12 protein-coding genes, 4 tRNA genes and 1 pseudogene are annotated in these 12,648 nt (G+C 56.9%); 6 read left to right on the top strand and 11 right to left on the bottom strand.

Going from position 1 to position 12,648, the window contains the following annotated elements; all coding sequences use genetic code 11:
- Positions 1 to 1,028 (bottom strand): annotated as a pseudogene (gene mtnA, locus BFR47_RS05885) (S-methyl-5-thioribose-1-phosphate isomerase).
- Between the two features lie 145 nt (positions 1,029 to 1,173).
- On the opposite strand from mtnA, the gene mtnK reads away from it, so the two are divergent.
- Positions 1,174 to 2,304 (top strand): S-methyl-5-thioribose kinase, encoded by a 1,131-nt coding sequence (mtnK, locus tag BFR47_RS05880; protein ID WP_217645458.1) that lies wholly within the window; start codon positions 1,174 to 1,176, stop codon positions 2,302 to 2,304.
- 478 nt (positions 2,305 to 2,782) lie between these two features.
- On the opposite strand, the gene BFR47_RS05875 is transcribed toward mtnK, so the two are convergent.
- From BFR47_RS05875 to rsmC, 3 genes are all read right to left on the bottom strand, one after another.
- Positions 2,783 to 2,859, bottom strand: a tRNA-Pro gene (locus BFR47_RS05875).
- A gap of 27 nt (positions 2,860 to 2,886) precedes the next feature.
- Positions 2,887 to 2,972 (bottom strand) — tRNA-Leu (locus BFR47_RS05870).
- 122 nt (positions 2,973 to 3,094) lie between these two features.
- Positions 3,095 to 4,114, bottom strand: a complete 1,020-nt coding sequence (rsmC, locus tag BFR47_RS05865) for a 16S rRNA (guanine(1207)-N(2))-methyltransferase RsmC (protein ID WP_071472187.1) — start codon at positions 4,112 to 4,114, stop codon at positions 3,095 to 3,097.
- A 293-nt stretch (positions 4,115 to 4,407) separates the two neighbouring features.
- On the opposite strand from rsmC, the gene dapA reads away from it, so the two are divergent.
- Together dapA and BFR47_RS05855 are read left to right on the top strand one after the other, a co-directional pair.
- Complete coding sequence (dapA, locus tag BFR47_RS05860) at positions 4,408 to 5,280, top strand: 4-hydroxy-tetrahydrodipicolinate synthase (RefSeq protein WP_071472186.1); 873 nt, start codon at positions 4,408 to 4,410, stop codon at positions 5,278 to 5,280.
- Between the two features lie 56 nt (positions 5,281 to 5,336).
- A complete protein-coding gene (locus BFR47_RS05855) occupies positions 5,337 to 5,918 on the top strand; it encodes an HAD family hydrolase (protein WP_071472185.1) in 582 nt (193 codons plus the stop codon).
- Positions 5,919 to 5,943: 25 nt separating this feature from the next.
- On the opposite strand, the gene hfq is transcribed toward BFR47_RS05855, so the two are convergent.
- Positions 5,944 to 6,324 (bottom strand): RNA chaperone Hfq, encoded by a 381-nt coding sequence (gene hfq, locus BFR47_RS05850; RefSeq protein ID WP_071472184.1) that lies wholly within the window; start codon positions 6,322 to 6,324, stop codon positions 5,944 to 5,946.
- 337 nt (positions 6,325 to 6,661) lie between these two features.
- On the bottom strand, positions 6,662 to 6,871 hold the full coding sequence (locus tag BFR47_RS05845; protein ID WP_071472183.1) for a cold-shock protein: 210 nt from the start codon (positions 6,869 to 6,871) through the stop codon (positions 6,662 to 6,664).
- A gap of 302 nt (positions 6,872 to 7,173) precedes the next feature.
- Between BFR47_RS05845 and BFR47_RS05840 the strand changes: the two genes are divergently transcribed.
- Positions 7,174 to 7,482 (top strand): putative quinol monooxygenase, encoded by a 309-nt coding sequence (locus tag BFR47_RS05840; RefSeq protein ID WP_071472182.1) that lies wholly within the window; start codon positions 7,174 to 7,176, stop codon positions 7,480 to 7,482.
- Positions 7,483 to 7,494: 12 nt separating this feature from the next.
- Here the strand turns inward: BFR47_RS05840 and BFR47_RS05835 are convergent, their stop codons facing one another.
- From BFR47_RS05835 to mutY, 5 genes are all read right to left on the bottom strand, one after another.
- Positions 7,495 to 8,475 carry a hypothetical protein gene (locus BFR47_RS05835; RefSeq protein ID WP_071472181.1) on the bottom strand — a complete coding sequence of 327 codons (981 nt, stop codon included), beginning with the start codon at positions 8,473 to 8,475 and terminating at the stop codon, positions 7,495 to 7,497.
- A 172-nt stretch (positions 8,476 to 8,647) separates the two neighbouring features.
- Positions 8,648 to 8,723: transfer RNA gene (locus BFR47_RS05830), tRNA-Thr, on the bottom strand.
- A 20-nt stretch (positions 8,724 to 8,743) separates the two neighbouring features.
- Positions 8,744 to 8,819: transfer RNA gene (locus tag BFR47_RS05825), tRNA-Phe, on the bottom strand.
- Positions 8,820 to 8,911: 92 nt separating this feature from the next.
- Positions 8,912 to 9,187 (bottom strand): oxidative damage protection protein, encoded by a 276-nt coding sequence (locus BFR47_RS05820; RefSeq protein ID WP_071472180.1) that lies wholly within the window; start codon positions 9,185 to 9,187, stop codon positions 8,912 to 8,914.
- Entirely contained in the window at positions 9,184 to 10,242 is a 1,059-nt protein-coding gene (mutY, locus tag BFR47_RS05815; RefSeq protein WP_071472179.1) for an A/G-specific adenine glycosylase, read from the bottom strand. Before mutY ends, BFR47_RS05820 begins: the two co-directional genes overlap by 4 nt.
- 222 nt (positions 10,243 to 10,464) lie before the next feature.
- On the opposite strand from mutY, the gene BFR47_RS05810 reads away from it, so the two are divergent.
- Entirely contained in the window at positions 10,465 to 11,643 is a 1,179-nt protein-coding gene (locus BFR47_RS05810; protein WP_071472228.1) for an aminotransferase-like domain-containing protein, read from the top strand.
- A 246-nt stretch (positions 11,644 to 11,889) separates the two neighbouring features.
- Positions 11,890 to 12,615 (top strand): tRNA (guanosine(46)-N7)-methyltransferase TrmB, encoded by a 726-nt coding sequence (gene trmB / locus BFR47_RS05805; RefSeq protein ID WP_071472178.1) that lies wholly within the window; start codon positions 11,890 to 11,892, stop codon positions 12,613 to 12,615.
- The last annotated feature ends 33 nt before the right edge of the window (positions 12,616 to 12,648 follow it).

Here is a 12,648-nt window from a genome sequence, read left to right as displayed (position 1 = left end):
TTATTTCAACGCTTGGCGAAAAATCCCTGCCGAAACCTGTTCGGGGGTGACAACACCTGTATCCAGCACCCAGCCGCTGATCAGCTCGGCCGGGGTAACATCGAAGGCAGGGTTGAACACCCGCGCCCGCTCTGGTGCCCACTGACAGCTGCCGAAGCTGCCGGACACCCCGGTCACTTCTGCTGATTCCCGTTGCTCTATGGGAATCGCGGCGCCGTCAACGCAGGCGGGATCGTGGGTGGTATGGGGGGCGGCAACATAGAAGGGAATGCCATGATATTTGGCCAGCACCGCCAGGTTGTAGGTACCTATCTTGTTCGCCACGTCGCCGTTGGCGGCGATGCGGTCGGCGCCGACCCAGATTGCGTCGACCTCTCCCCGGGCCATGCAACCGCGGCCATCGAATCACAGATCAACTGATAGGGAATGTCCAGTTCACCCAGCTCCCAGGCGGTAAGACGGCCGCCCTGCAGCAAGGGGCGAGTTTCATCCACCCACACACCGGCCACCTTGCCCTGCTCATGGGCGCGACGGATCACCCCCAGGGCGGTTCCTACCCCGGCGGTTGCCAAACCACCGGTATTGCAGTGGGTTAGCAGCCGGCTGCCGGGTTTGACCAATGCGCTGCCGTGCTCGGCGATGGCATCGCACAGTGCCCTGTCTTCATCTACCAGGCGATAAGCTTCGGCGATAACCGCAGCAGCCATGTCGGCCTGCTCAATGGCCTGGGCCATGCGGTCCAGGTTGTTCATCAGGTTGACTGCGGTGGGACGAGAAGCGCGCAGCGTGATAAGTGACGCCTGTAGCTCGGCCTTGTCGGCATGGCGGCTGGCGAGAACGGCCAGTAACAGACTGGCGGACAAGCCGATAAGCGGTGCGCCGCGCACCTTGAGGGCACGGATACAGGCGACCAGCTCGTCGACCGAGTCACAGGGCAGCCACAGCTTCTGTTGGGGCAAGGCCTGCTGGTCCAGTATCCATAGACGACCATCTTTCAGTTTCAGGCTGGTGGCGGCAAGGTCTTTCATTATCACGGGGCTCCTATCTGCAGTTGCGTAGCAGGCTTCATTCTGCCAACATGCCTTTTAGATGTATAGGCGTCTACACTTCTTTTGCGCCTGTCTGGCCGTTCCGTTTCGTTGAATAATCCGCAAGCAGGGAGATGTTGCCCCCATGAGCCGTTACCGTATTTTTAATACCCAAGATGCCATTGAATATGCACGTGAATTTGGTCGTTGTTTCAACAGTGATAGTCGGTTGAGTGCAGAGGAAATTGGCGACGGTAACCTGAATCTGGTGTTTAAAATCCATGAAGAGGGCACAGATCGACGCTTAATCGTCAAGCAGGCGCTGCCTTATGTACGCTGCGTGGGTGAGTCTTGGCCACTGACCCTGGATCGGGCACGCATTGAAGCAGAGGTGTTGCTGCGCCACGGCGAATATTGCCCCATGCATACGGTGGCAGTGCTGCATCACGATGCCGAGCTGGCGATCATGGTGTTGGAAGATTTGTCTCATTACCAGGTGTGGCGGGCGGGTCTCATTGCCGGTAAAACATATCCCGAGGCGGCGGCCCAGCTGGGAGAATATCTGGCGCAGACGCTGTACCACACCTCGGACTTTCATCAGCCGTCCCAGGCCAAGAAAGCCGATGTGGCCCGCTTTATCAACCCTGAAATGTGCGAGATCACCGAAGACGTCTTCTTTACCGACCCGTATCGCGATCATGAGCGCAACAATATCAATCCGGACATTCAGGCCGATGCCGAGCGGCTGTGGCATGACCAGCCGCTGAAGACCAGGGTAGCAGGGCTCAAGCATGCCTTCCTGACCCGTACAGAAGCCTTGTTGCATGGTGATGTGCACTCCGGCTCTATCTTTGTGAATGAACATGGCCTCAAGGTGTTCGATGCCGAGTTTGGCTACTACGGTCCTATCGGCTTTGATATCGGCTCGGCCATAGGCAACCTGTTACTCAATTTCTGCGGTCAGCCTGGGCTACAGTCACCAGAGCAGGCACAGCTCGCCCAGGATGATCGCGTCAGGGAAGTGCTCTGCCTGTGGCAGACCTTTAGTCAGCGCTTTATTGCTCTGGCGGCAGATGCACAGGATCCGGCCCTGGCCGAACCCGGCTATATTCGTACTTTCTTGCGTCAGGTCTGGCAAGATAGCCTGGCTACGCCGGGGCCGAGCTTATCCGCCGCACCGTCGGCATCGCCCATGTGGCCGATCTGGATAGCATCGCCGACGCCGTCAGCCGGGCTCGCTGCCAGCGTAATGCATTGGCTCTGGGCCGAGACCTGATCCTCTCCGCAGAGGAACTGAGCGACGAACAGGCACTGGCGAAGCTGCTGGCTTCTTACCGCTAAAATGTGCGATTTGTCCGGTATTTAGCCACATAATGACGGCCAGATACCTATAGCCGACAGATAACCGCGGTTTTCCCGTCCAATCAAAAAAAGGCCAGTCCGATGGACTGGCCTGTTGGGTTATCGAACCACCGGGCCGAGAAGCTCAAGTCACGAAGAAGGAACTACGCCCAGGGTGGCACTGCCCGATGCAGTGGCTTGGTGTGCCTGGCGCCGTTGTTTGTGAATGCCAGACACAAAAAAGCCAGCTACAAGAGCTGGCTTTTTTAAAGTGGTCGGCGTTGCAGGATTCGAACCTGCGAAAACACACTCTGGTCCGCTCATTCCCAAGACACGAGATGCGCTACCAAGCCGCACTGAGCAGCTGAATATCAGACGCAAAAAAGCCAGCTACGAGAGCTGGCTTTTTAAATTGGTCGGCGTTGCAGGATTCGAACCTGCGACCCTCTGGTCCCAAACCAGATGCGCTACCAAGCTGCGCTAAACGCCGTAAAACTATTGTAACCTATTGAAGCAGTGGTGCGAAGGGGGGGACTTGAACCCCCACGTCCATAGGACACTAACACCTGAAGCTAGCGCGTCTACCAATTCCGCCACCCTCGCCCTGCTAAGGACTGCGAATTCTATAGATTTTTTATCGGTCGTCAATACGCAGTTTCAGAGAAAAGTTAAAAAAACCGGCGTTTGTCGCCGGTTGATTAAAAAAAAACGCTGAATTGCCATGGTCAGCGACTTGCCCGGTAGATTTTGAACTTGCCGTTGGCGGCCAGGGTGTCGCAATGGCCAAAACTTTTCTCTATCAATTCCGGGTAGGGCAGGAAGGCGTTGGCCACCAGGATCAGGGAGCCCCCCGGTTTCAGGTAATCGACGGCCGAGCTCAGCAGGGTTTCTGTGGTGTGATAGAAGGTTTTCAGGCCGGCATGAAAGGGCGGGTTGCTGATGATGTGATCGAACTTGCCGTTTACCTGGCTCAGACCGTCGGAGGCATAGACCCTGCCCTCTAGTCGGTTTTCTGCCAGCGTCAGGCGGCTGGCTTCCAGCGCCAGTGCGTTGATATCGATACACTCCAGCTCCAGCCCGGGATGACGCTTCAGCAGGCTGGCGCCGATGACACCGGCACCGCAACCGAAGTCGAGTACCCGACCCTTGAGCGTGGTGATGCTGTTCAGCAACAATCGGGAACCCGAGTCCAGGTGACCGGCACTGAATACGCCGGGCAGGGTGCAGATTTGCAGCTGCTCCTCTTCCATGGCGTAGCGGTTTACCCAGTCGGCCAGGATGAAGGGAGAGGGCAAGGTGGTCAGCTCGGCCTGATAAAGGCTGGCACGGCGGGCGCTGTCCAGCTTGTTGACCTGTCCGCAATAGGGGGCCAGCAGCTTGGGAGCGGCCTTGACGCCGCCTTTGTTGTCTCCGGCGATAAAGACGGGTGCACCGACAGCCAGTAACGGCAGGCAGGCGGCCAGCAGGTATTCGGCTTCCGCCTTGGCCTTGGGCATCAATAACAGCAGGCCGGCAGCAGGCCGTGCGCCCGGGCTGGCGCCAAATTCGATATCGGCCAGGCCCTGGCCCTGCTGCCACTGGAAGTAGCGAAAATCGGTGGTAAATACCCGGGGGGCGGGACCGGCCTCGGCCAGCAGCCCGGGCAGGTTGTCTTCCAGCAGGCCGCATACCAGTAATGGCTGACGACTCAGGGTATCCAGATTACGGGCCAGCATTTCGCTGACCGGGGTCAAGGCCTCAAACATATCGGGTTCCGCGGTAAATAAAACAATTGGGCATTATACATGCGACCCGGCCTCTTGACATTTGCCGGTCATTAGCAAAAGATGCAGTTCAAGGTCTTTTCAGGTGCAACTCATGATTTTTATGGTTAAACGCAAACCGGGAAAGCCGCTTAAACGAAAAGCGGCAGCTGCTGTTGCGTGACCGACGCCTGATCCTCATTAAGACGAGATGCTCTCAAACCCCGGTAACGCAACAGCGACCGGGGTTTTTTAATTTACCTTTTTCAATCCTCTAGCCAGGAGAAGGAGTTTCCATGTTTCGCGGTTCTTTAGTTGCCCTGCTGACCCCTTTTGACGGTGACCGTATCGACGAGGCGGCCCTGCGCCGTCTGGTCGATTGGCACATCAAGGAGGGTACTCACGGCATTGTGCCGGTGGGCACCACCGGGGAAAGTCCTACCCTGACTCATGACGAGCACTGCCGCGTGATTGAGATCGTGGCGGAGCAGGCCGCAGGGCGGGTTCCCGTCATTGCCGGTGCGGGTTCCAACAACCCGGTAGAGGCGATTGAATACAGCAATTGTGCCCAGCAGGTCGGGGCCGATGCCACCCTGCATGTGGCCGGTTATTACAACAGGCCCAGTCAGGATGGACTCTACGCGCATTTCAAGATGCTGCACGATGCCACCGAACTGCCGATTATCGTCTACAACATTCCGCCCCGAGCGGTAGTGGACGTTCAGCCGCAGACCATGGCCCGTATCGCGGAGCTGCCGCGTATTGTCGGGGTCAAGGATGCCACCGGTGATCTGGCCCGGCCCTGGGCCGAACGCCAGCTGATCAAGAAGCCCTTTGCCTGGCTGTCCGGCGAAGACGGTACCGCGGTGTCTTACAACGTGGCCGGTGGCCAGGGATGTATCTCGGTTACCGCCAACGTGGCACCGCGTCTTTGTTCCCAACTGCAGGAGCTGACCCTGGCTGGCAAGTGGGAAGAAGCCCGGGCGTTGCAGGATCGGTTGTTGCCCTTGCATCAGGCGATGTTTGTCGAGCCTAACCCGGCCTGCCCCAAATACGGACTGTCGCTGCTGGGACTGGCCAGCGAGCACTGCCGTATTCCGGTGGTGCCGCTGCAAGAGAGCACCAAGGCGCGAATCCGCCGGGTAATGGAAGAGCTGGAACTGATTTGATGCTCTGATTTAACTTCCGATGGCCGCGCAAGCGGCCATTTTATTGGAGTACGCTGATGGAACTGGAACAATTTAACGGCATTCTGTTCGATTTGGACGGTACCCTGGTCGATACCATGCCCTTGCATCTCGCGTCCTGGGAGCTGGCCGCCAGCGAGTTTCAATTCGACTACGATGCGGACTGGCTCTATGCGCTGGGCGGGGTGCCCAGCCGCAAAATTGTCACTATCATCAACCAGCATCAGGGGCTGGCGCTCGATCCCATGGCGGTGGTCAAGCTGAAAAACCATCATTATCAGCGGTGGCTGCCTGAGGCCCGTGTTTTTCCGGCCATGCTGGAGTTGCTGGAACGTTATGCGGACAGACCGATGGCCATCGGTACCGGCTCTTCTCGTGTCAATGCCCAGCGGGTGCTGCAGAGTACCGGGTTGAATAAATATTTTTCGGTGGTGATCAGTGCCGATGATGTGGTGCGGCACAAGCCGGAGCCGGATACCTATCTGCTGGCGGCGGAGCGGCTGGGGGTGGCCCCCGGGCGTTGTCTGGTGTTTGAGGACACGCCAATAGGCCAGCAGGCAGCGATGGCGGCAGGAATGAAATGCGTGATGGTGGTGCAGGGCCGGCCCGACCTGGGCTGACCCTTATGCGGTGGTAATGCCGGACTTAGCCCTGATCGTCTTCACCGGGGTGATCATGCTGTTCATCCCGGTGATTATGATGCTCTTCCCGGTGTCCCTGATGGCTATCATAGCGGGGGCGACGCGGCTTGTTGATAATCACCCCTGTACGCGGCGGCCGACGGGTCGCAGGTGAAATAGTGGAAATCTTGGCTTTGTAAATCAGCTGCTGCTGGCCACGGGGGTCGGATAGCAGAATGCTGTACTGATCAAAGGCACTGATCATCCCTTCCAGCTTGATGCCATTGGTGAGGAAGATGGCGCAATGAGTCTGATTCTTGCGCAGCCAGTTCAGTGCCGCATCCTGTCCGTTACCCAATGAAAAGGCCTGTTGAAGCGATTGGGGATTTGCTGATTGGGCAGTCATGTAGGCAGTCCTGTTTGTTATTTTTCAACCTTGATTGTGCTTAATGAATACCCGACTTGTCAAAGTAAAGCTCATTTTAATCCCGTCACCAGAGTCCCATGACCAGAGGCGTATCCCTGGCACAGTCTGCTTCCACCATACTCGTGCCGAGCCGTTACGGTGTCGACACCGCTTTTAGTCTCTGGGTGTGCGCCCTGAGCGGGGTTATGGTGTTCGGGTTGTTTCCCGATATGGCATCGGACCATGGTAGAAAGAACCAGGGGAGGGGAAATAAAATCAGACAATAAAAAAGCCGCGCCCGGAGGCGCGGCTTAGGAATTCTTGGTGAGGTAGTCTCTTACAGAGGAACTACGTTCTCAGCCTGAGGACCTTTCTGACCTTGAGCTACAGTGAACTGTACTGCTTGGCCTTCGGCCAGAGTTTTGAAACCCTGGCTCTGGATGGCGCTGAAGTGTACGAACACGTCAGGACCTTGCTCTTGCTCGATGAAACCAAAACCTTTGGACTCATTGAAGAACTTTACTTTACCTTTAACGATATTAGACATACCTAAATCCTGTAAACAAATCTACCATAAATAAACGAGCTTGGAAAAATACAGATGTAACTTATGAAATACAGGACGAGGTACTACTAGAACATCGTAACAAGAACATAAATATAGCCGTATTTTTCGAGCTGCGAACACTCTAACTTGTTACCCGGTGAGGGTCAACAGGTATTTCGTGCGGAGTGGTGTTTTACCTGGCTTTGGGCGGGAGGCTCCGGAACGGGGGAGGGCAAGTCGGGCTATTCAGGCGGTGCGGGCATGTATTAGCATACCGGCTTTGACCAAACAGAGAGCGAATAATGTCGGACTTATACTGTGTAGCCCGCTTCAGAGCCCAGCCGGGCAAGGCCAATGAGCTGCAACTGGCCCTGAAAAGCCTGATTGCCGATACCCACCGGGAAGAAGGCTGTCTGCTGTATCAGCTGGCCGAAGAGGTGCCTTATGACGGCGACAACGGCGAACCCTGGGACTGCGTGTTTGTCGAGCAGTGGGCCAGCCGTGAAATGTTCGAGGCTCATTGTGCCCAGCCTTATATCAAGGATTACTTCGAGCAGGTGGCGCCAGCCCTGGTGGCCGAAGCCGATGTTCGGTTGTACCGCCCGCTTTAAGTCCGGAAGGGGTCAGCGCCGAAAAATCAGATCACCCTTGAACATCATTTCCAGTCGCAGGGTAACGCCAAACTGTGCGTCGTAATTCTGGTCCCGGGGGAAGTGCAGCTCCGGGATCAGATCCACAAACAGAATCTCCCGATGCAGGTTACGCCGGTAGTGGCTGTACAGATAATAATCGTGCAGTCGTGGATCCGAGGTGCTTCTTCCTACCGCGGCGATGGCATAGCGCATGACACTGCGCTTGCCCAGGATCTGGTTGAGTTCGATGGTTTCGGAATATTCCAGGGTATCGACTTCTTCCTGCCACTGAAAGTTGGTGATGAAGCGCAGGTGATGACTTTCATCCAGAGGTCGGCCCAGATCCCACCGGCTGCGCACTGAATAGCCTTCTTCATTGAACCAGGAAGCACGGTTGTACGACTCCAGCTGCCAGGGCGAGTCCAGCTGCCACAGCCTCTCGCCGGTAAAACGTACATAAGGATCCGGCGGCCAGCGCACCTTGACCCCGGCACCGGCCTGCAGGTTCCAGGCTTCTCTCTTGTCCCGCTTGCCGAGTCTGTTCAGGCCGATAATGGTACTGGCGATGCTGCGCTGATCGGTGCGTAGCCGGTTGGATCCCTGTTCGGCGAGGGTGCCTTCGGACTCCTCGGGGTCACTCTCGATGATGAAACGCAGCCGTTCCTTGGTGGTGGGTAGATCCAGACGAAAACGCACCGCCGTCTCGGTGCTGAAGTCTTCCTGCTCGCTCCATTCCAGCTCCTGGCTGAGTCGCAGGTAGGAGCCGTTTTCAATATGCAGGCTGTCGTCGGTACCGAAAAAACCATCGATATTACGCGATGAGTTGGTGACCCACTGGGAAACGGAATCATGCATGGGCGTGATCTTGTTAACCGCCCAGTGCGGCAGGTCGGAGTCGTCTTTTATATCGTGCTCTGCACCCACCGGCGAGGAGAGCACGGCCAGCAAGGCCATCAGATGTATCTTGTTCATGGCATCATCCCTTTGCCTTTTGTCTAAAGACTATGTATTTACGCAGGAGAACGCCAGCTTCGAGCTGATCAAGGGTTCTGTTTGCCAGTGGTGGTGGGAGCTCAGATAGAAAGAGTGTGCCTGGCAGGCTGAACAGCAGACACAAAAAAACCAGCGCTGAGGCTGGTTTAAATGGTGCCGGCAGAAGGAGTCGAACCCTCGACCTACTGATTACAAGTCAGTTGCTCTACCAACTGAGCTATGCCGGCGTCTTGTACTTGCTTGAAGATGGTGCCCAGAGACAGAATCGAACTGCCGACACGGGGATTTTCAATCCCCTGCTCTACCGACTGAGCTATCTGGGCAACGGGCGCCATTAAATAAGATCGGCCCTGGCAAGTCAACCGCTTTTTGGAAGGCTCTGTGCGTTCGCTCAAGCCTTGTACAAGGCGGTGCTTTACTCTGCAGCCGGAGGGGTATAACCCTCGATTTTGACATCGGCACCCTCGAACAGATAGGCCACCATCTCCTGCTCAAGCAGTTGACGATGCTCGGCATTCATCATGTTGAGTTTTTTTTCGTTGAGCAGCATGGTCTGCTTTTTCTGCCATTCGGCCCAGGCCTCCTTGGAGATATGCTCATAGATGCGCTTGCCCAGCTCCCCCGGGTAGAGTTGAAAATCCAGCCCTTCGGCTTCTTTCTGTAAACGCTGGCAAAAAATTGTACGGCTCATAAATTCCTCTCTTGCAGTTGCGGGTAGGCGAGCAGCTTTTGGGTGGCAGCCGCGAGGCCGACCGACGCCGGTTGCTGCAAGTTATACCAAAGTCGTTCTGCTCCGGCCATGACCTCGTCCGGTATCCGGGGCAATTCTACCAGCCAGGGCTCGATATCCAGATGAAAATGGCTGAAAGTATGACGAAAGCCGGGCAGGGGGCTTGGCTCGGAGGCTTCGGGGTAGCGTGTGAGCCAGGCTCGCAGTTCCTGTTCGTTATGAAACTCGGGAAAACAATAGAGGCCACCCCACAATCCCTGAGGCGGGCGTTGCACCAGCAGGATCTGATTGCCCTGTTTGAGCAGCAGAAAACAGGACTGCTTTTCCGGCTGTACGGTTTTCTTCGGCTTCGAGTGGGGAAAGGCGGTCGGACTGCCCAGCGCCAGCGCCTGGCAGTCACTGTGTACCGGGCACAGTTCGCACTTGGGACGGGAGCGGGTGCAGATGGTGGCACCCAGATCCATCATCGCCTGATTGTATTGGGTTACCCCCTGCGGCGGCGTTAACTGTTCCACCTGTTGCCAGAGGGCATTTTCCACTTCCTTTTTTCCGGGCCAGCCCTGTTGTGCCAGCCAGCGGGCCAGTACCCGTTTGACGTTGCCGTCCAGAATGCCGTGATGCTGACCGAGCGAAAGCGATAAAACGGCGCCGGCGGTGGAGCGGCCTATGCCCGGCAGCCCCAGCACCTCTTCGAATCGTTCGGGAAAACAGCTCTGGTAATGATCACGGATCACCCGGGCGGCCTTGTGCAGGTTACGGGCGCGGGCGTAATAGCCGAGTCCTGTCCACAGGTGCAATACCTCATCCTGTTCGGCGTCGGCCAGAGTCACCACATCGGGAAAGCGCGCCATGAAGCGCTGATAATAGGGAATGACGGTGGTCACCTGGGTCTGCTGCAACATGATTTCGGACACCCAGACCCGATAAGGCGTTTTGTTCTGCTGCCAGGGCAGGGTCTTGCGGCCATGCTGTTCATACCAGGCCAGCACACGTTCGGCAAAAGAGGCTGTGTTCACGATGCTAACTGCGTAAAAAGGAATGGCGGGATCAGAACACAGCGGAGCGGGCAGTGCAAACCGGCTTGAACCCTCGCCGGGAGGCGTTATCCCCGGAACGCTCAAGTTGATGAGGCTGTTTCAGGCACTCTTTTACTGTTGACGGTTTGTTATTTGACTGTTTTCTGATACAAAAGAAGGGTTTTATTGGCGCCCGCCAAGCCCGTCACCAGAGAGACTTTTATGCAGCCCTTTTTTGCCCAGCGCTTTGCCAAGGTAGAGCCGTCCTTCATCCGCGAAATCCTCAAGGTCGCCGTTAATCCGGAAGTGATTTCCTTTGCCGGTGGTTTGCCCAACCCGGATTTTTTCCCCAATGAAGAATTGGCGGCCGCCAGCGCCAGGGTGCTGCAGCACAGGGGCAACGGCGCCCTGCAATATTCCGCTACCGAGGGCTTTGCCCCCCTTCGGGAGTATATTGCCGAGCGTTATTTCAAGCAGCATGGCATGCGGGTGTCTCCCGATAACATCCTGATCACCAACGGCTCCCAGCAGGCGCTGGATCTGCTGGGCAAGGTGCTGGTCAACGAAGGTGACAACCTGATCATCGAAGAGCCGGGCTACCTGGGTGCCATTCAGGCGTTGTCGGTGTATCAGCCCAACTTTCAGGGGGTGGCGCTGAACGATGACGGCCTGGATCTGAACGAGCTGGATGCGCTGCTGGCCGAGCCTGACCATGCCCGCCTGCTCTATGGTGTCACCAATTTCCAGAACCCGACCGGCCTCAGCTACAGCCGGGAGAATCGTCAGGCGGTGGCCGAGCGACTGATCAAGCACAATGTGTTGATGATCGAAGACAACCCCTACGGCGAGTTGCGCTTCGAGGGCGAGCATCTGCTGCCCATTGCCAAGCTGGCGCCGGATAACGTGGTGCTGCTGGGCTCCTTCTCCAAGGTGGTGGTACCCTCGTTCCGTCTGGGCTGGATGCTGGTGCCGGACTGGTTGCGCCAGAAGCTGACCATCGCCAAACAGGCTTCGGACCTGCACACCAACGGCTTCGTACAGCAGGTGTTGCATGGTTATCTGCAGGAAAACAGCCTGGATGCTCATATCGACCGTATCCGTACCGTTTACGGCCGGCAGAAAATCGCCATGGAGCAGGCGCTGCTGAAGCACTGCCCGGGCATCGATTTTACCCGCCCCGAAGGCGGCATGTTCCTGTGGCTGAAATTGCCGCAGCATATTGATGCCATGGCGCTGTTCAATCTGGCGATCAAGGAAAACGTGGCCTTCGTACCCGGCCAGCCCTTCTACGTGCGGCCGGACATTCTGAATACCGCCCGTCTGAGCTATGCCGGTGCCGATGAAGCCACCATCGAAGAAGGCATCAGCCGGCTGGGACGAGTGATCCGCCAGGTGCTGTAACAGAAGGCGGCAAGAGCAGCCATAAGCCTTAAGCTGTCAGCTATAAGCACAACAAGCACCTCTCGCGGGTGCTTGTTTGTTTGCAAAGTCCGCCATTTGCGAAGGATTTCCCGAATGAAGCGGGAGCCGCACAACCGCTCGGGTGGCTTATGGCTGGCAGCTTGTGGCTTACCGCTTTCTTTTTAAGCTTGCACCTTGGGCCGAACTTTGGATAATTCGCCTTCCCAAGCCCGCCGGAGAATACAGATGACAGACGAACACCAGTCCGAACAAGCCGACCAAACCGAAAACGAGCTGCGCAAACGCAAGATCCGCAGTTTTGTGCGTCGTGAAGGCCGCCTGACCAAGGGACAGGAAAAAGCCATGGCCGAGCAATGGCCGGTGATGGGCATCGAGTACAGCGCCCAGCTGCTCGATCTGGATGCGGTGTTCGGCAGAAGCGCTCCCCGGGTGCTGGAAATCGGTTTCGGCATGGGCGCTTCGCTGGTGGAAATGGCGCGTGTGGCGCCCGAGCAGGACTTTATCGGCATCGAAGTGCACACCCCGGGCGTGGGCGCCTGCCTGATGGGGGCGGCCGAAGCCGGGCTGAGCAACCTGCGGGTCATGTGTCATGACGCGGTGGAAGTGTTCGAGCAGATGCTGCCCGAGCAGAGCCTGGATCGGGTGCAGCTGTTTTTCCCCGACCCCTGGCACAAGACCCGCCATCACAAGCGCCGCATCGTACAGCCGGCCTTCGTGGAAATGGTGCGCAGCAAGCTGAAAATCGGTGGTGAATTCCATATGGCGACCGACTGGGAAAATTACGCCGAGCATATGCTGGAAGTGATGAATGCCGCTCCCGGTTATGCCAACGCCACCGTTGAAGGCGATTATATGCCCCGACCCGATTATCGCCCGCTGACCAAGTTCGAACAGCGCGGCCACCGCCTCGGTCACGGGGTATGGGATTTGATTTTTACTCGTACCGCATAAAACAGGGATGAGGGATTAAAGACCGCCCGGTTT

This window comes from Oceanisphaera psychrotolerans (assembly GCF_001870485.1).
Lineage (GTDB): Bacteria > Pseudomonadota > Gammaproteobacteria > Enterobacterales > Aeromonadaceae > Oceanimonas > Oceanimonas psychrotolerans.
This window is presented reverse-complemented; position numbering and strand designations above follow the sequence as displayed.